Annotated in this window: 24 protein-coding genes and 1 pseudogene; 8 read left to right on the top strand and 17 right to left on the bottom strand. The window is 24.9% G+C overall.

The features are described from left to right. Positions 1-152: 152 nt before the first annotated feature. From guaA to mgtA, 3 genes are all read left to right on the top strand, one after another. Entirely contained in the window at positions 153-1,694 is a 1,542-nt protein-coding gene (gene guaA, locus AAHM85_RS07095) for a glutamine-hydrolyzing GMP synthase (RefSeq protein WP_342261527.1), read from the top strand. Between the two features lie 3 nt (positions 1,695-1,697). After that, positions 1,698-3,164: an IMP dehydrogenase gene (guaB, locus tag AAHM85_RS07090; RefSeq protein WP_342261526.1), complete on the top strand. Its 1,467-nt coding sequence runs from the start codon at positions 1,698-1,700 to the stop codon at positions 3,162-3,164. Between the two features lie 416 nt (positions 3,165-3,580). Continuing rightward, a complete protein-coding gene (gene mgtA / locus AAHM85_RS07085) occupies positions 3,581-6,304 on the top strand; it encodes a magnesium-translocating P-type ATPase (RefSeq protein WP_342261525.1) in 2,724 nt (907 codons plus the stop codon). A gap of 91 nt (positions 6,305-6,395) precedes the next feature. Here mgtA and AAHM85_RS07080 read toward each other — a convergent pair whose 3' ends face one another. Beyond that, positions 6,396-6,551, bottom strand: coding sequence for an IS3 family transposase (locus AAHM85_RS07080; protein ID WP_342260555.1), 156 nt, complete (start codon positions 6,549-6,551; stop codon positions 6,396-6,398). A 37-nt stretch (positions 6,552-6,588) separates the two neighbouring features. Beyond that, entirely contained in the window at positions 6,589-7,674 is a 1,086-nt protein-coding gene (locus AAHM85_RS07075) for a hypothetical protein (RefSeq protein ID WP_342261524.1), read from the bottom strand. Between the two features lie 201 nt (positions 7,675-7,875). On the opposite strand from AAHM85_RS07075, the gene AAHM85_RS07070 reads away from it, so the two are divergent. Further along, positions 7,876-9,141 carry a rod shape-determining protein gene (locus AAHM85_RS07070; RefSeq protein ID WP_342261523.1) on the top strand — a complete coding sequence of 422 codons (1,266 nt, stop codon included), beginning with the start codon at positions 7,876-7,878 and terminating at the stop codon, positions 9,139-9,141. A gap of 127 nt (positions 9,142-9,268) precedes the next feature. Here AAHM85_RS07070 and AAHM85_RS08490 read toward each other — a convergent pair whose 3' ends face one another. The 5 genes from AAHM85_RS08490 to AAHM85_RS07050 all read right to left on the bottom strand — a co-directional run bounded on the left by AAHM85_RS08490 (position 9,269) and on the right by AAHM85_RS07050 (position 12,210). Continuing rightward, positions 9,269-9,388: a BspA family leucine-rich repeat surface protein gene (locus AAHM85_RS08490; RefSeq protein ID WP_425289730.1), complete on the bottom strand. Its 120-nt coding sequence runs from the start codon at positions 9,386-9,388 to the stop codon at positions 9,269-9,271. A 64-nt stretch (positions 9,389-9,452) separates the two neighbouring features. Then, positions 9,453-9,680 carry a BspA family leucine-rich repeat surface protein gene (locus AAHM85_RS07065; RefSeq protein ID WP_342261522.1) on the bottom strand — a complete coding sequence of 76 codons (228 nt, stop codon included), beginning with the start codon at positions 9,678-9,680 and terminating at the stop codon, positions 9,453-9,455. A 31-nt stretch (positions 9,681-9,711) separates the two neighbouring features. Continuing rightward, complete coding sequence (locus tag AAHM85_RS07060) at positions 9,712-9,933, bottom strand: hypothetical protein (protein WP_342261521.1); 222 nt, start codon at positions 9,931-9,933, stop codon at positions 9,712-9,714. Between the two features lie 120 nt (positions 9,934-10,053). Then, positions 10,054-10,716, bottom strand: a complete 663-nt coding sequence (locus AAHM85_RS07055; protein WP_342261520.1) for an FMN-dependent NADH-azoreductase — start codon at positions 10,714-10,716, stop codon at positions 10,054-10,056. 213 nt (positions 10,717-10,929) lie between these two features. Continuing rightward, positions 10,930-12,210, bottom strand: a complete 1,281-nt coding sequence (locus tag AAHM85_RS07050; RefSeq protein WP_342261519.1) for an IS3 family transposase — start codon at positions 12,208-12,210, stop codon at positions 10,930-10,932. 313 nt (positions 12,211-12,523) lie between these two features. On the opposite strand from AAHM85_RS07050, the gene typA reads away from it, so the two are divergent. After that, positions 12,524-14,368, top strand: coding sequence for a translational GTPase TypA (typA, locus tag AAHM85_RS07045; protein ID WP_342261518.1), 1,845 nt, complete (start codon positions 12,524-12,526; stop codon positions 14,366-14,368). Between the two features lie 17 nt (positions 14,369-14,385). Here the strand turns inward: typA and AAHM85_RS07040 are convergent, their stop codons facing one another. From AAHM85_RS07040 to AAHM85_RS07030, 3 genes are all read right to left on the bottom strand, one after another. Then, positions 14,386-14,550, bottom strand: a complete 165-nt coding sequence (locus AAHM85_RS07040; protein WP_342261517.1) for a hypothetical protein — start codon at positions 14,548-14,550, stop codon at positions 14,386-14,388. A gap of 249 nt (positions 14,551-14,799) precedes the next feature. After that, positions 14,800-15,075, bottom strand: a complete 276-nt coding sequence (locus tag AAHM85_RS07035; RefSeq protein WP_342261516.1) for a transposase — start codon at positions 15,073-15,075, stop codon at positions 14,800-14,802. Between the two features lie 11 nt (positions 15,076-15,086). Next, positions 15,087-15,503, bottom strand: coding sequence for a hypothetical protein (locus AAHM85_RS07030; protein WP_342261515.1), 417 nt, complete (start codon positions 15,501-15,503; stop codon positions 15,087-15,089). A gap of 250 nt (positions 15,504-15,753) precedes the next feature. Here AAHM85_RS07030 and AAHM85_RS07025 point away from each other — a divergent pair. Continuing rightward, positions 15,754-16,874 (top strand): IS3 family transposase gene (locus tag AAHM85_RS07025; RefSeq protein ID WP_425289719.1). Its coding sequence is split into 2 segments (ribosomal slippage): positions 15,754-15,997 and positions 15,997-16,874, totalling 1,122 coding nucleotides; the frame shifts between segments, so codons are not numbered across the junction. Here AAHM85_RS07025 and AAHM85_RS07020 read toward each other — a convergent pair. The 3 genes from AAHM85_RS07020 to AAHM85_RS07010 all read right to left on the bottom strand — a co-directional run bounded on the left by AAHM85_RS07020 (position 16,861) and on the right by AAHM85_RS07010 (position 18,492). Continuing rightward, a complete protein-coding gene (locus AAHM85_RS07020) occupies positions 16,861-17,244 on the bottom strand; it encodes a hypothetical protein (RefSeq protein ID WP_342261514.1) in 384 nt (127 codons plus the stop codon). The two genes, AAHM85_RS07025 and AAHM85_RS07020, sit on opposite strands and share 14 nt — an antisense overlap. Positions 17,245-17,411: 167 nt before the next feature. Beyond that, positions 17,412-17,927 (bottom strand): hypothetical protein, encoded by a 516-nt coding sequence (locus AAHM85_RS07015; protein WP_342261513.1) that lies wholly within the window; start codon positions 17,925-17,927, stop codon positions 17,412-17,414. A gap of 337 nt (positions 17,928-18,264) precedes the next feature. After that, entirely contained in the window at positions 18,265-18,492 is a 228-nt protein-coding gene (locus tag AAHM85_RS07010) for a hypothetical protein (protein ID WP_342261512.1), read from the bottom strand. 391 nt (positions 18,493-18,883) lie between these two features. Here AAHM85_RS07010 and AAHM85_RS07005 point away from each other — a divergent pair, with 391 nt between their 5' ends. After that, complete coding sequence (locus tag AAHM85_RS07005) at positions 18,884-19,540, top strand: IS1595 family transposase (RefSeq protein ID WP_342261511.1); 657 nt, start codon at positions 18,884-18,886, stop codon at positions 19,538-19,540. Here the strand turns inward: AAHM85_RS07005 and AAHM85_RS07000 are convergent. Further along, positions 19,526-20,312: pseudogene (locus tag AAHM85_RS07000) on the bottom strand (IS5 family transposase). The gene AAHM85_RS07005 and the pseudogene AAHM85_RS07000 overlap by 15 nt on opposite strands. On the opposite strand from AAHM85_RS07000, the gene AAHM85_RS06995 reads away from it, so the two are divergent. After that, positions 20,294-20,503, top strand: coding sequence for a hypothetical protein (locus AAHM85_RS06995; protein WP_342261510.1), 210 nt, complete (start codon positions 20,294-20,296; stop codon positions 20,501-20,503). The pseudogene AAHM85_RS07000 and the gene AAHM85_RS06995 overlap by 19 nt on opposite strands. 126 nt (positions 20,504-20,629) lie before the next feature. Here AAHM85_RS06995 and AAHM85_RS06990 read toward each other — a convergent pair. The 3 genes from AAHM85_RS06990 to AAHM85_RS06980 all read right to left on the bottom strand — a co-directional run bounded on the left by AAHM85_RS06990 (position 20,630) and on the right by AAHM85_RS06980 (position 23,422). Further along, positions 20,630-21,750 (bottom strand): IS3 family transposase gene (locus AAHM85_RS06990; RefSeq protein WP_425289710.1). Its coding sequence is split into 2 segments (ribosomal slippage): positions 20,630-21,507 and positions 21,507-21,750, totalling 1,122 coding nucleotides; the frame shifts between segments, so codons are not numbered across the junction. Positions 21,751-21,789: 39 nt separating this feature from the next. Further along, complete coding sequence (locus AAHM85_RS06985; RefSeq protein ID WP_342261509.1) at positions 21,790-22,116, bottom strand: hypothetical protein; 327 nt, start codon at positions 22,114-22,116, stop codon at positions 21,790-21,792. A 25-nt stretch (positions 22,117-22,141) separates the two neighbouring features. After that, positions 22,142-23,422 (bottom strand): IS3 family transposase, encoded by a 1,281-nt coding sequence (locus AAHM85_RS06980; protein WP_342261508.1) that lies wholly within the window; start codon positions 23,420-23,422, stop codon positions 22,142-22,144. Positions 23,423-23,473 lie beyond the last annotated feature (51 nt).

Raw genomic sequence — 23,473 nt, 5'->3', positions numbered from 1 at the left:
ATATAGTTTAACTTTTAAGAGTAATCATTAATATCAATATTTTTAATTATATTTTAAAGAAATTAAAATCTATCATAAAATAATTATTAGTGTAATCTATTTTATTTTTTGTCAAAAAATGATTTAATTACTATTATATTTGGAGGAAAAAAATGATAAATACACAAGTATTGATTTTAGATTTTGGAAGTCAATATACACAATTATTAGCAAGAAGAGTAAGAGAAGCAAATGTTTATACTGAAGTTTTATCTTTTAATATTAGTTATCAAAAAATAAAAACATATCCCAATTTAAAAGCAATTATTTTATCTGGTGGACCATCAAGTGTTTATTTACAAAATGCTTATAAAATTGATCAAGCGATTTTTAATTTACCAGTTGCCATTTTAGGAGTTTGTTATGGCATGCAATTATTAACAAATCATTTTAAAGGGAAAGTAGAATTGGCAGATGAACAAGAATTTGGAAAATCAATTTTATATCTTGATCAACCAAACAATAAATTATTTAAAAAAGTTACTAATCAATCAAAAGTATGAATGAGTCATGCTGATCATGTAACAAAAATTCCAAAAGATTTTATACAAATAGCTCATTCTGATTCTTCAATTTCAGCAATTGCACATTTGACTAAACCAATTTATGGTATCCAATTTCATGCTGAAGTTACCCATTCAGAATTTGGTAAGCAAATAATCGAAAATTTTTTATTTACAATAGCAAATTGTACGAAAGATTGAAGTTTAGATGATTTTATTACTAATCAAATTACAGAAATTAAAAATAAAGTCCAAGATAAACAAGTTATTTTAGGTTTAAGTGGTGGAGTTGATTCTTCAGTTGCTGCTGCCATTATTTCTAAGGCAATTGGTAAACAATTAACTTGCATTTTTGTTGATACAGGTTTATTGAGAAAAAATGAAGCAATTGACGTTATGGAAATTTATAAACAAAATTTTAAACTTAATCTTGAAATGATTGATGCAAGTAAACATTTTTTTACTGCTTTAAAAGGTGTTAAAAATGCTGAAGATAAAAGAAAAATTATTGGTAAACAGTTTATTGATGTATTTACAACAGCAGCAAGAAAATTTAAAATAGCTGATTTTTTAGCACAAGGAACAATTTATCCAGATATTATTGAATCATCAAGTAAACATGCAAGTTCAAAAACAATTAAAACTCATCATAATGTTGGTGGTTTACCTGATGATTTACAATTTAAATTGTTAGAACCATTAAAAACCTTATTTAAAGATGAAGTAAGAGAAATTGGTTTAAAACTTGGGTTACCTGAAACATTAATTAATCGTCATCCTTTCCCTGGTCCTGGATTAGGAGTTAGAGTTATAGAAGAAGTAACAAAAGAAAAATGTTTAATTTTACAAGAAGTTGATCATATTTTTATTACCAAATTGAAAGAAAAAAATATATATAATCAATTATCACAAGCATTTGCCACTTTGCTACCAGTTAAAACTGTGGGCGTAATGGGTGATAATCGCACTTATGATTATGTTGTTAGTTTAAGAAGTGTTAATACAATTGACTTTATGACAGCAACAAGTTCACATTTACCATGAGAATTTCTAGATGAAGTCGCAAATGAGATTATTAATAAAGTAGATGGTGTTAATCGAGTAGTTTATGATATTACATCAAAGCCACCAGGTACTATAGAATGGGAGTAAACTATGAATAAAGATTTAAATCAAAAAATAATATGTGAAGGAATTACTTTTGATGATGTGTTATTAGTTCCAGGATATTCAGAAGTTTTACCAAATCAAGTTTCTTTAAAAACTAAATTAACAAATAAAATTGAATTAAATATTCCAATTTTGTCTGCTGCTATGGATACAGTTACTGAATCTGATCTAGCAATTGCCATGGCAAGAGTTGGGGGTATTGGCATTATTCATAAAAATTTATCAATTGCTGAACAAGCTTTAGAGGTACAAAAAATTAAAAGAAATGAGTCGGGTTTTATTACTGATCCAATTACTATTGGTGTTCAAACTTTAATTAGTGAAGCAAAATCAATTATGACTACTTATCGAATTTCTGGATTGCCTGTTGTAAATGAAGAAAATCAACTAATTGGAATTGTTACTAATCGTGATTTAAAATATCTTGATAATGATAATGCATTAGTTAAAAATATTATGACTACCAAAAATTTAATTGTTGGCGATAAAACAACAACAATTGAACAAGCAAAACAAGTTATGTTAAAAAATAAAATTGAAAAACTACCAATTGTTGGTTCAAATAATAAGTTGATTGGTTTAATTACAACAAAAGATATTGATAAAGCTATTGATTATCCAAATGCTTGTAAAGACGATCAAGGACGATTAAGAGTTGGCGCTGCTGTTGGTGTTGGTGAAGATACTTTAGCAAGAGTTGAGGCATTAGTTAAAGCAAAAGTTGATGTATTAGTTGTTGATTCAGCACATGGTCATAGTTTAGGGATTTTAAAAACAGTTAAAATAATTCGTAAAACTTATCCTAAATTAGAAATTATTGCTGGAAATATTTGTACTGCAGCTGGTGCACAAGCACTTTATGAAGCTGGCGCAAATTGTATTAAAGTTGGTGTTGGTCCTGGTAGCATTTGTACTACTAGAATAATAGCAGGAGTTGGTGTGCCACAAATTACTGCTATTAATGATGTTTATAATTGAGCAAAAAATAAAAATGTAACAGTCATTGCTGATGGTGGTATTAAATATTCTGGTGATATTGTAAAAGCAATTGCTGCTGGTAGCAATTGTGTAATGTTAGGTAGCATTTTAGCTGGAACAGAAGAATCACCAGGTGAAGAAATTATTGTCAATGGTAAAAAATATAAAAATTATGTTGGTATGGGTTCATTAGCTGCCATGAAACGTGGTAGTAGTGATCGTTATTTTCAAAAAGGAATTAAAAAATTAGTACCAGAAGGAATTGAAGCACGTGTTCCTTTTAAAGGAAAAGTACAAGATGTTATTTTTCAATTAGTTGGTGGTATTAGAAGTGGTATGGGTTATGTTGGTGCTAAAAATATTTTATTTTTAATCCAAGATTCTAAATTTGTAAAAATTTCAAGTGCTAGTTTAAGAGAATCACATCCTCATGATGTTGAACTAACAAAAGAAGCACCAAACTATAATAAATAAAAAATTTGTATATTTAAAAAAAGTAAGTTTTAATAAAACTTACTTTTTAATTATCAATATTTTTTTAATTTATATTTCCTTTCATTTTTCTAAATAAAAACCTATTATTTTTAAGTAAAAATAATAGGTTAAAAACTCATATCAAGTTTAACTAAATACTATGATATTTGATTAATAAATATAGAAAATTGATTAGAAGATTTATAATTATATTTCAACTCCTTTTAAATCATTGATGTTTACTCCTATTTTTGATATAAATAATTTGTATTTAAAATAATACAAATTATTTATTAAAAATAGAAGAATATTATTCTTAAATATTTGGTAGTTTTAAGAACTTTATTCACTAAAATAAAGTTCTTTTGATTTTAGTATACAATTAAATTATACGTTTGAAGAAAGGTTGGTTGATAATGCAATTTTTTAAAAAGAAGCATATAGAGCAAAAAACAACAACCATGTTTAAACAATTTTCGCAACTATCGAAAGAAGAAGTTATCCAACAATTAGATGGTAGTATGTACGGATTAAAAAAGGAAGAAGTAGAAAACAGACTTAAGAAATATGGTAAAAATGTTTTTTCTCATAAACGATTTGTTTGATACAAAAAATTAATGCACAATATTTTTAATCCTTTTATTATTGTTTTAATGATAATAGTTATCTATAATTTTATTAGTTACAGTATTATTGATACTAATACTGATAAAAATGTTGATTTGTACAGTGCTATTATTGTTTTAGTAATGATTATTTTGAGTGTTTTTATATCTTACTTTCAAGATTATCGTTCCTATAAATCTTCAGAAAAATTACGACAATTAATTGAAACAACAGCCAGTGTTTTTCGATTTAGTAATAAAAATAAAAAAATTGATTTTAATGCTCTAAATAGTGTTGCCAATTTTACAAAAGAAGTATTAATTGAAAATTTAGTACCAGGTGATATTATTTTCTTATCTTCTGGTGATATGATTCCTGCTGATGTTCGAATTTTAGTTTCAACTGATTTATTTATTAATCAATCAGCACTAACTGGTGAAACATTTCCTGTTGAAAAACATGCTATTAATACTAAAGATGATAATAAAAAAAGTAGTATCCTAGAATTAGGAAACATATGTTTTATGGCTACTAGTATTGTTTCAGGTGGCGCTATTGCTATTGTTATTGCCTCAGGTGTTAATACTTATTTTGGCTCAATTGCTAGTGCAGTAACTAGTAAACGCCCTGTTACTAGTTTTAGTAAAGGTATTAAAAAAGTTACTTACATTCTTATTGGTTTTATGTGTATAATGGTACCATTAATATTTATTGTTAATGTAATTACTAAAAATAATATTTTAACAGCGTTAATATTTTCAATATCAGTTGCTGTTGGTATTACCCCCGAAATGCTCCCGATGATTGTTAGTGCTAACTTAGCAAAAGGTGCAATTAGATTATCACATAAAAAAGTAATTGTTAAAAATTTAACTAGTATTCAAAATTTTGGTGCAATGGATGTTTTATGCACTGATAAAACGGGTACTTTAACTGAGGATAGAATTGAGTTAGTTAAACACTTAGATCCAGAAGGTGTCGAATCAAACAAAGTTTTAGAAATGGCATATTTAAATAGTTCTTTACAAACTGGATTAAAAAATAATATTGATAAAACAATTGTTCAACACATTAAAGCTCATCATAATAAAATAGTTGAAATGCCCTATCGTAAAATTGATGAAATACCTTTTGATTTTATAAGAAGACGAATGTCAATAGTAGTTTCAAAAGATAAAATTAATAATACTTTAATTTGCAAAGGAGCAGTAGAAGAAATATTAAAAATTTGTACTAAAGTTGAAATTAGGGGGAAAGTAATTACCTTAACTGATAAGATTAAAGAAAATGTTTTAAAATTAAGTGTGGAATTAAATAATGATGGTTTACGAGTAATTGCAATTGGCTATCAAAATTTTGCTAGTGACAAAACAATTTTTAAAATAGAAGATGAATCTAATTTAGTTTTATTAGGATATATAGGTTTTTTAGATGTACCTAAACCTAGTGCTATTAAAGCAATAACAACTCTTAATCAACATGGAATTGATGTTAAAATTTTGACTGGTGATAATGAAATTGTTACTAAAGCAATTTGTAAAAAGGTGGGATTAGAACCAGGAATTCCTTTATTAGGTAGCAACATTGAAGATATGGATGATCAACATTTACAAGCATTAGTTAATAAAACTACTATTTTTGCGAAAATGGATCCATTACAAAAATCACGAATTATTGATATTTTAAAATTAAATGGTCACACTGTTGGCTTTTTAGGTGATGGTATTAATGATGCTGTTGCTTTACATCATGCTGATGTTGGAATATCTGTTAATAGTGCTACTGATATTGCCAAAGAAGCATCTGATATTATTTTATTAGAAAAAGATTTAGATGTTTTAGAGCAAGGAGTAATTAGTGGTAGAAATACTTTTGGTAATATTTTAAAATATATTAAAATTACTATTTCTTCTAATTTTGGTAATTCATTAAGTATTTTAATTGCTTCAATTTGATTACCTTTTTTACCAATGATGGCAATTCAAATTTTACTACAAAATTTATTATATGATATTTCTCAATTAGCAATTCCTTGAGATAGGGTTGATGAAGACTTTATTAAAAAACCACAAAAATGAAATGCAAAAAGCATTTTACCTTTTGCATTCTGAAATGGACCGCTAAGTTCAGTATTTGATATAACCACCTTTTTATTTTTAGGATATGGTTTACATATTTTTGCCAATTTTGCTAATGCAGATCCTAATAGTGCTGCTGGCATATATCAACAATCATTATTTCATACTGGATGATTTATTTTAGGAGTTACTTCACAAACATTAATTGTACAATTATTACGAACTTCTAAGATACCTTTTATTCAAAGTATGCCATCTCATCAACTATTTTTAACAACAATTATAATTACTATTATTGGCATTAGTATTCCATATACACAATTAGGTGCTACTATTGGTTTAACACCAATTCCTTTAATTTTTTATGCTTATTTAGCTGGTGTTGTTTTTGTTTATTTCATTGCTAGTCAATTATTAAAAATGATATATATAAAGGTTAATAAACGCTGATTGTAAATTAAATTTTTAATTTTAAGAAAATATATTGGATTTTTTTAAAATTATGATACAAATAAATGTAAAACTAAAGAAAGTTTTTGGGCATTGGTTAGATAAGTTTACTTTCTTGTCTTCAAATCTGTACAAATTGATTTGGAGGCATTTTCAATCTAATAACTATTCTATCATTGTTTCAATATCTAACAAATTTTTCTAATATTTTATTAAAACTTTCCATACTTTCAAAAGTGCTACCAAACATCATTTTAAAATCTCTTTTAATTCAACGATTTAAACATTCACTATTGATTACCTTTAAAACCTGATAGACTTTTTGAATGAATTAGATTAGTACTTGTATTAAAAACTTTACTAACAATTTCGCTTGTATTAGCAGAACCTAAATCTGATTGAATAGTCGTAAAATTACATTGTTTAGCACTCGCTAATTCTATTTGATTAACCACATTTAACACAGTTTTGGCATTTTCACTTTTGTTTATTTTTCAGCCAACAATTGAATTACTGTACATATCAGTAGCAAAAACAACTAATAATTTTGTTTTTTTATCACCAATAATTATATTTTTAAATCATGTGCCATCCATACCAACTTTTTCAAGAAAGTTATTACTTGAAAAATTACGTTTTAATAAATCTTTATTATTTTTTAAATCACTATTTTCTACTACTCTATTTGTTGATTTAGGTTCTAATAATAATTTAATATTATTATCTTTTAATATTTGTTTTATGCTTGTTTTACTGCATTTAAGACCTTTATTTTTTATTTTTAACTCTAATCTTACTTTTTCAAAACTAGTGATATTAATGTACTTTTTTTCATTTTTAATGAGAACTATTTTGTTTATTGCTTGTATCAAATTATCATTAATTTTTGATTGATATTGCTTTTTACCTTTTTTTACTCATAAATAGTATGCTGTTTTGCTAATAGCTATGTAAACAATAATTTTATTTAATTGATGACCTTTTTGCTTATATTTTTCTACTATTAAAAAACACTTATATTTTAATAATTTACTATTTTTTCCCCTTGTTAATTTCTTTTCACAGGCTAATTGCTCCTTTAAAAGTTCTTTTTCAACCTCATCTTTTAAAGCTTGTTTTCTAAGTTTATCAATTTCTTTGTTTAATAGTTTAATTTCAATATCTTTCTTATCGATCCTGTGAGAAGTTTGGGATTTAGAAATTTTGGTGAATACATTTTCACCTTTAATTTGATATTGGTTAACCCAATTATAAATTAATACTGGAGTTGATAATTTATATTTGACTTGAATTTCATGTATTTTTAGTTTTTTATCAACTAAATACTCATTAACAACGGCTAATTTTGTTTCTTTTGAATAAACTTTATAATTCATAATTTCTCCTTCTGTATTAATTATTTTTAATTATATTACAGATTGAAAATATTAATTGGTAAACTTAAGTGACTGATGCCAAATTACCAATATATTAATCCCATATTTCCTTATAAATTAATATAAATAACTTATTTATAAAATCATGTAAAATTAATTTAGATAAAATTTAAGTATTTAAAGAAAGGGAAAATTAGAGAAATGTTTAAAACAAGAAAAGAAAATTTAAATCAGAAAAATAACAAACTTAAATCAATAACTGATTATCAATGATTAGCTTTAGATATCGGAACTGAAAATTTTAAAGCTAGACATATTAATATAGGTCTTAGATATGATGCTCCAACCTATTTAGCTGAAGACTATGAAAAAAATAGAATTCTTTACGGTGAAGAGGCTAAAGTATTAATTGATAAAACAAATGAAAATGTTATTATTAAACGTCCAGTTCGTGATGGTAATATTGCTGATCCAGATGCTTTACAACGTATTCTTACTAAAATTTTTCAAGATTTCAGACTTGAAATTAAAAATTTAAAGCAAATTAATAACAACTCTATAAAAAAGCATGAAAAATTAGATAAAAATCGTAATTTGATTGTGTTGATGGCAACACCAAGTGAAATTAATTCAGTACAAAAAGAAGCTTTAGAAAATATTGTATATCGTTTAGGAGCACTCCGTGGATTTGTACAAGAAGAAGTAAAAATGGCAGCCTTAGGTTCAGGGCAAGATATTTTTGGAAGTGCAATTATGTGCATTGATATTGGTGGTGGCAGTACTGATGTTGCCATTATTAGTAATAATTCAATATTGTATTCATATACAACACATTGTGCTGGTGACTATTTAATACAAAAAGTTCAAGAATATATTATAAAAAAACATGCCTTAAAAGTTGGAATAAAAGAAGCTGAAGATGTCATTAAAAATATTGGTTCACTTATGAAATATCAAGATGAAAAACCATACACAATTTCAGGTTTTTCATTACCTAGATTAAATTCTCAGCCAGGAGAAACAATGTCAATTTCTAAGACTATTGAAATTACACCAGAAGAAATTCGTGAAAATGTTATGCAATTTCAATTCAAAGAACATGTTATTCCAGCCATTCGTAGAGTACTAAGAACTGCTGGTGACAAGGCTGCTGGAAGTATTAGCGATTTAAAGAAAAAAGGTAAGGGAATCACAATTTGTGGTGGTGGAGCTTATATTAAAAAAGTTGATAAATTTATTCAAGAAGAATTAGCTAAAGAATATTATATTGAAGTTAAAACTGAAAAAGGTACAAAACCAATGCGTCAAAAATATGAAGGAGATCTTTTTGAAGTACGTACTGCTCAAAATCCTTTAGATAATGTTATTGATGGTTGTGTAAAATATCGTGATACAATTTACAAACAATTAATAATTGAACAAAATCCTAATCGTGAAATTCTAGTAAAGAACGAAGATTTAGGATAAAAAATATAAAATTCTTAAATTAGTATTTTTAAATTATTAAAATTTTTTTAAACTTTGGTAATTTATTTGAGTTATCAATTCCTGAATCAAAAGAAAAACCTTGGTGTTCCATAACGCTTGATACATTTTAGTTTGATATATTTTGATTAAAAGATGCTGCATTTCAAAACATACCATTCATACTTTTTACATTTGAAGTATTTCAAGATGATAAATCTTGATTAAATAATGAAGTATAAGTAAACATATAGCTCATATTTGTCACTTTTGAGGTGTCTCACTTTGAAAGATCTTGATTAAAATGTTGCACATTATCAAACATACCATTCATTCATACTTTTTACATTTGAAGTATTTCAAGATGATAAATCTTGATTAAATGATATAGCACCATGAAACATTCAATTCATATTTTTTACATGTGAGGTATCTCAAGATGAAATATCTTGATTAAATGTTTCACAAAATATAAACATAAATTGTAAAGATGTAATTTCTGGTGGCAATTGATTAGATACTTTTTTAATTGTTCTTGGCATGTTAACAACTTGAATTTCTCCTTCTTTATTTTTAAAATCCAATTTGAACAATTTCTTTACTATTTATATTTGATAAATCTCTTTCACTAGTTGTTATTTGTTTGCCATTTTTATCAATGTAAATTGTGTCTTGTTGAGTTTTATTATTTAAAACATCATTTTTTTGTGAACTTGTGTTTAAGACAGTTACAGTTAAACTTCCTGCAGTTGTTGCAAGTGCTAAAACACTTAATGCTGTCAATATTTTTTTCATTTTTTCATCCTTCTATTTTATTTTGACTTTATTTAGGAAACCAATTTTACTTTACTACTTTTTGAAGATAAACTCACAAAAATTATATTTTTTTGACTAAAAAATTTTTATTTTTTAAAGTTAAAACTTTTTTGCTGTTTCTTTAATATACTGTTCAAATTTATCCATCGTTTTTTCTGGTCCTAATGCTGGCAAACCTCCACCTTTTGCTAATATTTTAGAACCAATAAGTAAATTAGCATCGTTTTGATGAAGTTCTTGAACCTTAGTACCACAAATAAGAATTGGTTCTACTACTTTAGCACCTACAAATTCTCATGTTCCTTTTAAATAAGTTGCATGATTGCCTCATAAATATCAACCATATGGTGCTCCTTGTGTCGCCAAAATTTGAACTTTTAAATGTGGTAATAATCCTCTAGCTTCACCTTGTTTGGTATATTTATAATCAAAAGTTTTACCAGCAACTAAGATGTGATCTAAATAATTTTTTGTCATGCTAGTAACATTAAAATTAGTCATTGGTGTTGTGTATATAACTTTATTAACATTTTTTAGTTGATTAATATAATAATCAGAGTCTTTTTCATTAAAATATGAAGTAAAGTTTTTTTGCGTAATAGTAATACTTGCCATTGGTATTTGATTTAAATCTAATTCAATTATTGAATCTTCTGGATGAAATTCACGATAATATTTAACAAAACGAGATACTAAACTTTCAGAATAAGATAGTTCTTTTTTAATCATAGAAGAACGAATTACTAATACTTTATTTGCCATTATTTTTTACCTCCGAAATATCTAAAATAACTTTCTAACTTTATTTTATCAGTTTTTATTTATTATTTTTAAAAAAATAATAAATAAAAATATAGTTTTATAAAAAAATCAAATATTTATTATAATTTTATCAATTTCTATAAAGTGTTATCATTAAAGTGTGTAAAACTTTTAAAAAAGTTTATAGAAAAACTTTAATAAATAGGACATTGGTTAGATAAGTTTACTTTCTTGTCTTCAAATCTGTACAAATTGATTTGGAGGCATTTTCAATCTAATAACTATTCTATCATTGTTTCAATATCTAACAAATTTTTCTAATATTTTATTAAAACTTTCCATACTTTCAAAAGTGCTACCAAACATCATTTTAAAATCTCTTTTAATTCAACGATTTAAACATTCACTAACTTGATTACCTTTAAAACCTGATAGACTTTTTGAGTGAATTAGATTAGTACTTGTATTAAAAACTTTACTAACAATTTCGCTTGTATTAGCAAAACCTAAATCTGATTGAATAGTCGTAAAATTACATTGTTTAGCACTCGCTAATTCTATTTGATTAACCACATTTAACACAGTTTTGGCATTTTCACTTTTGTTTATTTTTCAGCCAACAATTGAATTACTGTACATATCAGTAGCAAAAACAACTAATAATTTTGTTTTTTTATCACCAATAATTATATTTTTAAATCATGTGCCATCCATACCAACTTTTTCAAGAAAGTTATTACTTGAAAAATTACGTTTTAATAAATCTTTATTATTTTTTAAATCACTATTTTCTACTACTCTATTTGTTGATTTAGGTTCTAATAATAATTTAATATTATTATCTTTTAATATTTGTTTTATGCTTGTTTTACTGCATTTAAGACCTTTATTTTTTATTTTTAACTCTAATCTTACTTTTTCAAAACTAGTGATATTAATGTACTTTTTTTCATTTTTAATGAGAACTATTTTGTTTATTGCTTGTAGCAAATTATCATTAATTTTTGATTGATATTGCTTTTTACCTTTTTTTACTCATAAATAGTATGCTGTTTTGCTAATAGCTATGTAAACAATAATTTTATTTAATTGATGACCTTTTTGCTTATATTTTTCTACTATTAAAAAACACTTATATTTTAATAATTTACTATTTTTTCCCCTTGTTAATTTCTTTTCACAGGCTAATTGCTCCTTTAAAAGTTCTTTTTCAACCTCATCTTTTAAAGCTTGTTTTCTAAGTTTATCAATTTCTTTGTTTAATAGTTTAATTTCAATATCTTTCTTATCGATCCTGTGAGAAGTTTGGGATTTAGAAATTTTGGTGAATACATTTTCACCTTTAATTTGATATTGGTTAACCCAATTATAAATTAATACTGGAGTTGATAATTTATATTTGACTTGAATTTCATGTATTTTTAGTTTTTTATCAACTAAATACTCATTAACAACGGCTAATTTTGTTTCTTTTGAATAAACTTTATAATTCATAATTTCTCCTTCTGTATTAATTATTTTTAATTATATTACAGATTGAAAATATTAATTGGTAAACTTAAGTGACTGATGCCTTTATTAACCCAACAAATTCAACAAAATAATTTTTTAAATAATAATGATAAAAGTACATATAGAAATAAAGCTGATGAAAATGGAAAACAATCACAAATAATAAGATTTAGATAATTATTATATGTCAAAAAATCATTTTAAATAAATTATTTTTTTAATTATTTTACTAAATTTAAAAATATTGCGTATAATTTATATAATGTCAAAATTTAAGAATAACGGAGAATGAATAATGTCTGAACAAGAAAAAGTTTCTGCTGAACAAAAAATTATTAATATTGCAGTGATAGCACACGTTGATGTTGGAAAATCAACATTAGTTGATGCTTTATTAAAGCAATCAAATATTTTTCATCAAAACCAAGTTATTGTTGAACAAATAATGGATAGTAATGATCAAGAACGTCAACGAGGAATTACTATTTATTCTAAAAATTGTTCAATCATGCATGGTAATACAAAAATTAATATTATTGATACACCCGGTCATGCTGACTTTTCCTCTGAAGTTGAAAGAATTATGAAAACAGTAGACTGTGTTATTTTACTAGTTGATAGTGTTGAAGGACCAATGCCACAAACTCGTTTTGTATTGCAAAAAGCACTAGAACATAACTTAAATCCAATTTTAATGATTAACAAAATTGATAAAAAGGACCAAAGAATTGAAGAAGTAAAAGATGAAGTATTAGAACTTTTTATGGAATTAAATGCTAATGATGAACAGTTAGATTTTCCAACACTTTATGGAATTACTAAAGAAGGTATTGCCCAATATGAATTGAATCAACCAAGTGAAAATTTAGAACCATTATTTGAAACAATTATTAAACATGCTAAAATTTCTAAATTAGTAAAATCTAATGAACCTTTACAAATGCAAATTAGTTCATTAGATTATGATAGTTTTATTGGTAGAATTGGAATTGGTAGATTATTTCAAGGTACTATTTCTGAAGGACAAGAAATAATTGTTGTTGATGATTATGATTTAAAAAGAAAAGCAAAAGTAAAATATTTATTTGTTTATCAAGGATTAAAACGAGTAGCTGTTAAAAATGCTGTTGCTGGTGATATTGTTTGCATAGCAGGTATTGAAAATATAACAATTGGTAATACTATTTGTGATAAAGATAATGTTGTGCCAATGGAACCAATTACAATCCAAGCCCCAACAATGTCAATGAATTTCCTTGTTAATAATTCACCATTTTCTGGAACTGAAGGTAAACTAGTAACTAGTAATAAAATTAAAGAACGTTTAACAAGAGAATTAGAAACTAATGTTGGTTTAAAAATAGAACAATTATCTGGAAGTAATGCTGATGGTTTTAAAGTTTTTGGTCGTGGTGAATTACATTTATCTGTTTTAATTGAAAATATGCGTCGCGAAGGCTTCGAGTTGGCTATTTCTAAACCGGAAGTAGTATTTAAAAAAGATGAAAAAGGACACACCACTGAACCAGTGGAAGAAATTATTTTAAATCACCCTACTGAATATAGTAGTACTGTTATTAATAATTTAAATCTAAGAAAAGGTATTATGACTAATATGGATTCTGATAATGTTCGTGATAAAATTATTTTTCATATTCCAACACGAGGATTAATTGGATTTGGTCGTCAATATGTTAATATTACTCGCGGAACAGGTGTTATGGTTCGTAGTTTCCTTACATATGAACCATTAAAAGGCGAAATTAATAATAATAGAAATGGTGTTCTAGTAAGTATGATTACAGGAACAACATTACCTTATGCTTTAAATTCTTTAGAAGAACGTGGTACTTTATTTGTTAAACTACAAACTAAAGTGTATGAAGGAATGATTATTGGTTTAAGTAATCGTGATAAAGATTTGGATGTTAATCCTTGTAAAGCAAAACAATTAACAAATACTAGAAGTTCAGGTAATGATGAAGCTGTTAGATTAACACCACCAACTATTTTTAGTTTGGAAGAATCTTTAGAATTTATTGCTAGCGATGAATTAGTTGAAGTAACACCACAAAATATTCGTATGCGTAAAAAATTCTTGACTGAAAATGAACGTAAACAAAATAGAAATCGTAAGTAATACTTACGATTTTTTGTTTAAAGATTAAAAAGATTATAATTTACACAGTTAACTGTAGATACTCAATATTCTGATTCAATATCAATAATATCATTTAAAGAAAGAATTTTTTGATTTTCTTGCAATGTATCTTCTATCTGTATTGTTTCATAATTAGCAAAGTTATTAACTTCATTAATCATTAATTGAATTTGCTTATCAATAAGTTCTTTATTTTTTCTCTTTTCAATATATTTTTTTCTGCGTCTTTTTTCTCCTTCTCTTTTTTTCTAATAAATTCAGGATTTGATTTATTTTTCGCTTTTCTCCCTTTATGTACTATTTTTTAATTTTATCACATAAATGCTGAGAAAAGCGTATCTAGGGACTTCTCCCCACATTTTTAAATTAAACACAGCATTACAATTTCAAAACTAGGTATCTTGTTGAATTTATATGCACTTCTTTGGCATATAAATAAACATGATGTTTTGCAACTTTGATATGTGTTTTAATGTTCTTCTTATATGTTTTCAAACTGATTCAATTTGATTGGTATTTACACCAGTTTTTGAAACATAACCATCTTGATGGTTAACTGTTTTATGTTTTGGGAAAACCAATTTGAAATCGCAATATCCTTTTCAATCATCAGTATATACATGACATTTTGAAGAAATGTGGCTTCTTGCAAAATTCAAAAGACTTTTACTCTTTGCATTTTTCAATACTTTCACAATTAAATTATTAGTTTTTTTTCATAAATGCCAACAATCAATGTTTTATTTTTCAAGGATCTTCCTTGTTTTTTAAAAGCCATATGTGAAAGATACATTTCATCAATTTGCACTGTGCCTTCAACAATAAATTGAGGTTCTTGTTTTGTAATACGTATTCTAATTTTATGACCCATTCTCCATGCTGTTTTTAAGGTCACTCCCAATTCTTTTGAAACATCAGTTAACGGAATTCCATGTTTGGTGTTTATTCATCTAAAGATGAGGTAAAATCATGATCTTAAAGATGTTTGTGACCTTGAAAATATGGTACCCGTGAGAATACTAAATGTTTGATTACATTTCAAACATCTTATTCTTTTTAAATCAGAAGTATTCAAATTAAAACTAGAACACCTAATACATTTGTTTTCTTTCAAATTTGCTATATATGCAAGACATTACTGTTCAGTTTGAAAAGCATTGTTGAACTCATTCAGTTTCATTGTTCCCTCCACAAGTACATGTAGAGAGAAGTCCGTTATTTTTTTCTAAATATTGTTTTTGTCTTTCTGCATGTTTTTGTTTTTTAGTTTTAATGTTTTCAAATGAATGGATCGGCTACAATTTATTGGACACTAATTATGTAGACAAATAACAATATTTGTTAATAAGAAAGGAAATATAATTATGGCCAATATTACTTCATATACAGATGAATTTAAAAAACAAATAGTAGCTTTATATCAAAGTGGCAAATCAGTATCTTGTCTTGTTAAAGAGTACAATGTTACAAGAGCAGTTGCATATAAATGAATTAAGCAATTTACTAATTCGGGAAGTTTTAAAACTAAAGATAATCTTTCTGATTTAGAAAAACAATTAATTCAAATGAATAAAAAATTAAAACAATTACGAATGGAAAATGATATTTTAAAGCAAGCAGCACTAATAATAGGCAGAAAGTAGAGATTATTGCAAATAATAAATGAAAATATAAGATTCGCCCAATGTGTCGTTTTTTAAAAATTTCTAAATCAACATATTATTTTAATTTAAAGAAAAAAGAAGATAAAATCAAAAATAATATTTATGATCAAGCTGTTATTAGTGCTTTTAAAGAAAACAAATGTGTTTATGGAACAAGAAGATTAAAAGTCATACTAGAAAAACAAGAAATTTATTTATCAAGAAGAAAAATTAAAAAAATTATGGATAAACATAATTTAATGTCAAAATACACTAAATTATCATTTAAAAATCATCGTAATAAAGTAAATAATGAACAAATCACTAATATTGTTAATAGAAACTTTAATAATAGAATTAAAAATGAGGTGATTGTCAGTGATCTTAGTTATGTTGAAGTTAATGGTAAATGAAACTATATTTGCTTATTAATAGACCTATTTAACCGCGAAATTGTTGGACATAGTGTAGGTACTAAAAAAGATGCATCATTGGTATATCAAGCATTTATGCAATCAAATCGCTGTTTAAAAGATATGCAAATATTTCATAGCGATCGAGGTAACGAATTTAATAATAAAATTATTAACAAACTTTTATTAGCATTCAATATTACCCGCTCTTTAAGTAAAAAAGGTTGTCCTTATGACAATGCTGTTGCTGAAGCAACTTTTAAAACTTTCAAGACTGAATTTATTAATGACAAAAAATTTACATCATTAATACAGTTAAAATTAGAATTATTTGATTATATCAATTGATATAACAATATAAGAATCCACAGCACTTTAAACTACTTAACTCCCATTAAATATCAAGAAAAAATGTCTACCAAAAAATAGTCCTAAAAAGGGTTGCCATTTCAATTTTATTTATTTCATCAATAGAATTACTATCTTCTTCTATATCTCAACCATTTTTTTGATCAATTTCTTTTGTTATTTTTTCCAACTCTATTTTGATTTCTTTTAAACTAGTTTTATTAATATTATTATTTAATCTTTTTTCAATATTTTGAATTTTTATATCAATTTCATGATATCAAGTAATATCTACAACATTGCAAAGTGGTTCTTGTACTCAAACATGATACATTTTTCTTTCTTCAAATCCTTCTGTAAGTTTTATTTCTTCTTTAATTTCGGCAATTAATTTATATATACTTTTTATTCTTTTAACTTTACTATACATATCTTTTAATCTTCCTTTCAAAAATAAAAACTCATATACTTTAAAAATTAAAATAATGAGTTGAAAACTTAAATTAAGTTTAAAGAATTATATCATAATATCTATGGTATTTGGTGTTAAATTTTTATACATATTTTTAAAAATAAAAAAATAGTTATAAAAAAATAAAACTACTGAATTGAGTAGTTTTATTTATCTTCTTCAATTTTTACTGTCATTTCTTGATCATCAAAAACAAATTTAACTTTTTTATCATCTTTTTTATTAACAACATCATTGGGTTTATCATTTTTTTTATTTTCAAATAAAGGTTTTGGTTTTTTCTTTAATTCTTTTTCATTTTTTAAATAATATTTTTGAACTATATCAAAAAGTTCATTATTTAAACTACCATCTTTATATCTCTTTTTAAATTTATAAAAATACTTATAACGCTTATCTAAAATTATTGATTTAATTTCATTAAAGAGTATAAAAGCATTTCTACTTGAAAATTTATAATTATTTTTACCTATTTTTACTAAATTATCACTTATAATATTGTTTATTTTAAACTTAAATCTTTTTCTTTTAAAAAGAAAAATAACTAAAATAAAAATAAAAGTTAGCATTAATAATAATATTGATAATCCTATTATTATTCAGTCCTTTATTGAAAAATCTGATCAATTAACTAAAAACATTATATTTAAATTATTTTGCATATAAATAACCCCCTAAATTTTCTTAATATATAAATTTGCGTGATTTTATAAACAAGTTCTTCTTATCTTTTATTTTGGATAAATTACATTTAAAATTACACTTCCAATAACTAAAGGGTCATCATAAGTCATTTCAACTGTTAAAGTAGTTGGTTTAATTTTCATATTATTATATTTTAAATCACCTAAAATAATTTTTTCTTTTATTAAATTTGATTGTGGATTACTTTCAATTAGTCTCTCTTTAATAACCTCTCCTTTACAGTTTCTGGACTTGTCATTTTCAATTTGTCTTCAGGTTTTAATTGCAGATTTGTTTTGTTTTTGAAAATTACTCCTAAAGTTCGTTTATTATCACTAATTGATGATTGTTTAGAGACCGAACTATTTGATTTATTTTATTTTTTTCTTCCTCCTCTTCTTCTTTTTCTCCTTCTGTTTCAGCAATAGCTGTCATACCACCAGCAATGGTAGCTCCAATTAAAGCTGCAGAACCGATGAGACCAGCAATAATTTTTGTTGATTTCTTCTTTTTTTTCTTTTCTTCTTCATCTTCTTCTGACATAAATTACAAACCTCTTTTCTAAACCCTTAAATTTTTTCGGGAGATTGTCAAAAATCCGGAATAAATTAAATATTATATAGTCTTATTATATTTCAGACAAGAAATAATTTGGGATTTTTATGTAATTATAAGTTCATATTACTATTTTTTAAAACATATTTCAACTAAAATACTTATTTTTAAAAATTACTAAAATAAATTTAATATTTATACATAACAAAAATGCTTATTAAAGTTCATTTAATAAGTTTTATTTTATTTTTAGTTTTTTTAAAAAAACTAATTTTTAACGGACTTCTGCCCACATGTACTTGTGGAGGGAACAATGAAACTGAATGAGTTCAACAATGCTTTTCAAACTGAACAGTAATGTCTTGCATATATAGCAAATTTGAAAGAAAACAAATGTATTAGGTGTTCTAGTTTTAATTTGAATACTTCTGATTTAAAAAGAATAAGATGTTTGAAATGTAATCAAACATTTAGTATTCTCACGGGTACCATATTTTCAAGGTCACAAACATCTTTAAGATCATGATTTTACCTCATCTTTAGATGAATAAACACCAAACATGGAATTCCGTTAACTGATGTTTCAAAAGAATTGGAAGTGACCTTAAAAACAGCATGGAGAATGGCTCATAAAATTAGAATACGTATTACAAAACAAGAACCTCAATTTATTGTTGAAGGCACAATGCAAATTGATGAAATGTATCTTTCACATATGGCTTTTAAAAAACAAGGAAGATCCTTGAAAAATAAAACATTGATTGTTGGCATTTATGAAAAAACAACTAATAATTTAATTGTGAAAGTATTGAAAAATGCAAAGAGTAAAAGTCTTTTGAATTTTGCAAGAAGCCACATTTCTTCAAAATGTCATGTATATACTGATGATTGAAAAGGATATTGCGATTTCAAATTGGTTTTCCCAAAACATAAAACAGTTAACCATCAAGATGGTTATGTTTCAAAAACTGGTGTAAATACCAATCAAATTGAATCAGTTTGAAAACATATAAGAACCTGTTTAGAATCTTTTTAATAAAATTGAAATAAAGGAAAGAACAACCATTTGTAAACTAGTATTTAATTTTCTTTCACAATTTTTTCATAATCTTCTACATTTTTCTAATCAAGCAAAACTTCGCTCTACAACTCATCTTTTTGGTAATACTACAAAAGAATGTAATTCATTACGTTTTACAACTTCAACATTCGCATTTATAATTGTTTTGATTGCAGAAGCAAATTTTTCATCAGTATAACCAGCATCTACTATTATTTTTTGAACTGTAGAAAGATTTTCTTTTTCATTTTGAATCATTATTATAGCACTATTACGATCTGTTTTTTCTGCTGTAGTTACGTAAATTGCATGTGCTAAACCTTGAGAATCAACAGCAATATGACGTTTTATTCCTGAAATCTTTTTACCAGCATCATAACCTTTGTTTTTAGTAGTATCTGTATTTTTAACACTTTGTGAATCAATTATACAAAAACTGGTTTTTCTTTTCGATGATTATTGATACGAACTTTTCTAACTAATTTTTTTTAATTAATTGTCATATGCTAGGTTCTTTACCATTATTTTTACTTCAAATTTGAAAATAATAATATACAGTTTGTCATTTTGGAAAATTTTTTGGTAACATTCTTTATTGACAACCACTTTTTAATACATATAAAACTGCACAAAATACTTCATATAAATCTAAATTTCTTGGTTTTGTTTTCTTTTTGACATTTTCTAAAATTAATCTTATGTTCTCAAATTGTTCTTTAGTGACATGACTTGGATAATTTTTATGCATATATACCTCTTATCTTAAAATATATAGTAATTTTACCTTATTCTCTAAAAGATTCTAAACAGGTTCTAAGAAGAACATTTAAAACACATATCAAAGTTGCAAAACATCATGTTTATTTATATGCCAAAGAAGCTGCATATAAATTCAACAAGATACCTAGTTTTGAAATTGTAATGCTGTGTTTAATTTAAAAATGTGGGGAGAAGTCCGTAGATACGCTTTTCTCAGCATTTATGTCATAAAATTAAAAAATAGTACATAAAGGAAGAAAAGCGATTTTCAATTTATAATAATTGAAATGGCAACCCTTTTTAGGACTATTTTTTGGTAGACATTTTTTCTTGATATTTAATGGGAGTTAAGTAGTTTAAAGTGCTGTGGATTCTTATATTGTTATATCAATTGATATAATCAAATAATTCTAATTTTAACTGTATTAATGATGTAAATTTTTTGTCATTAATAAATTCAGTCTTGAAAGTTTTAAAAGTTGCTTCAGCAACAGCATTGTCATAAGGACAACCTTTTTTACTTAAAGAGCGGGTAATATTGAATGCTAATAAAAGTTTGTTAATAATTTTATTATTAAATTCGTTACCTCGATCGCTATGAAATATTTGCATATCTTTTAAACAGCGATTTGATTGCATAAATGCTTGATATACCAATGATGCATCTTTTTTAGTACCTACACTATGTCCAACAATTTCGCGGTTAAATAGGTCTATTAATAAGCAAATATAGTTTCATTTACCATTAACTTCAACATAACTAAGATCACTGACAATCACCTCATTTTTAATTCTATTATTAAAGTTTCTATTAACAATATTAGTGATTTGTTCATTATTTACTTTATTACGATGATTTTTAAATGATAATTTAGTGTATTTTGACATTAAATTATGTTTATCCATAATTTTTTTAATTTTTCTTCTTGATAAATAAATTTCTTGTTTTTCTAGTATGACTTTTAATCTTCTTGTTCCATAAACACATTTGTTTTCTTTAAAAGCACTAATAACAGCTTGATCATAAATATTATTTTTGATTTTATCTTCTTTTTTCTTTAAATTAAAATAATATGTTGATTTAGAAATTTTTAAAAAACGACACATTGGGCGAATCTTATATTTTCATTTATTATTTGCAATAATCTCTACTTTCTGCCTATTATTAGTGCTGCTTGCTTTAAAATATCATTTTCCATTCGTAATTGTTTTAATTCTTTATTCATTTGAATTAATTGTTTTTCTAAATCAGAAAGATTATCTTTAGTTTTAAAACTTTCCGAATTAGTAAATTGCTTAATTCATTTATATGCAACTGCTCTTGTAACATTGTACTCTTTAACAAGACAAGATACTGATTTGCCACTTTGATATAAAGCTACTATTTGTTTTTTAAATTCATCTGTATATGAAGTAATATTGGCCATAATTATATTTCCTTTCTTTTAACAAATATTGTTATTTGTCTACATAATTAGTGTCCAATAAATTGTAGCCGATCCATTACATTTAAAAATAACGATTTTAATATAAATTAAAATATTATATGTTCTATTAGCAAGCATTTCTTTTAAAACATGTCAAATATTTGTTTCTGTAAAACAACCAATATTTCATTTTGCACCTTGATTTTCAATACCTTGTTTATTATTTTTAAAATATTTTTTCTTTAATTTTTTATGATTATCTAATTCTTTATATAAATAATCAATTAATTGTTCATATTGACCATTATTAATTAAATTTTTACAATGATTATATTCTTTTACATACTTTCCTTTATTTCCAGCCATTATTCCAAGATATAATGGGCATTGGTTAGATAAGTTTACTTTCTTGTCTTCAAATCTGTACAAATTGATTTGGAGGCATTTTCAATCTAATAACTATTCTATCATTGTTTCAATATCTAACAAATTTTTCTAATATTTTATTAAAACTTTCCATACTTTCAAAAGTGCTACCAAACATCATTTTAAAATCTCTTTTAATTCAACGATTTAAACATTCACTAACTTGATTACCTTTAAAACCTGATAGACTTTTTGAATGAATTAGATTAGTACTTGTATTAAAAACTTTACTAACAATTTCGCTTGTATTAGCAGAACCTAAATCTGATTGAATAGTCGTAAAATTACATTGTTTAGCACTCGCTAATTCTATTTGATTAACCACATTTAACACAGTTTTGGCATTTTCACTTTTGTTTATTTTTCAGCCAACAATTGAATTACTGTACATATCAGTAGCAAAAACAACTAATAAATTTGTTTTTTTATCACCAATAATTATATTTTTAAATCATGTGCCATCCATACCAACTTTTTCAAGAAAGTTATTACTTGAAAAATTACGTTTTAATAAATCTTTATTATTTTTTAAATCACTATTTTCTACTACTCTATTTGTTGATTTAGGTTCTAATAATAATTTAATATTATTATCTTTTAATATTTGTTTTATGCTTGTTTTACTGCATTTAAGACCTTTATTTTTTATTTTTAACTCTAATCTTACTTTTTCAAAACTAGTGATATTAATGTACTTTTTTTCATTTTTAATGAGAACTATTTTGTTTATTGCTTGTATCAAATTATCATTAATTTTTGATTGATATTGCTTTTTACCTTTTTTTACTCATAAATAGTATGCTGTTTTGCTAATAGCTATGTAAACAATAATTTTATTTAATTGATGACCTTTTTGCTTATATTTTTCTACTATTAAAAAACACTTATATTTTAATAATTTACTATTTTTTCCCCTTGTTAATTTCTTTTCACAGGCTAATTGCTCCTTTAAAAGTTCTTTTTCAACCTCATCTTTTAAAGCTTGTTTTCTAAGTTTATCAATTTCTTTGTTTAATAGTTTAATTTCAATATCTTTCTTATCGATCCTGTGAGAAGTTTGGGATTTAGAAATTTTGGTGAATGCATTTTCACCTTTAATTTGATATTGGTTAACCCAATTATAAATTAATACTGGAGTTGATAATTTATATTTGACTTGAATTTCATGTATTTTTAGTTTTTTATCAACTAAATACTCATTAACAACGGCTAATTTTGTTTCTTTTGAATAAACTTTATAATTCATAATTTCTCCTTCTGTATTAATTATTTTTAATTATATTACAGATTGAAAATA

This window comes from Spiroplasma endosymbiont of Notiophilus biguttatus, assembly GCF_964030985.1.
In the GTDB taxonomy this organism is placed as follows: Bacteria; Bacillota_I; Bacilli_A; order Mycoplasmatales; family VBWQ01; genus Spiroplasma_E; species Spiroplasma_E ixodetis_A.
This window is presented reverse-complemented; position numbering and strand designations above follow the sequence as displayed.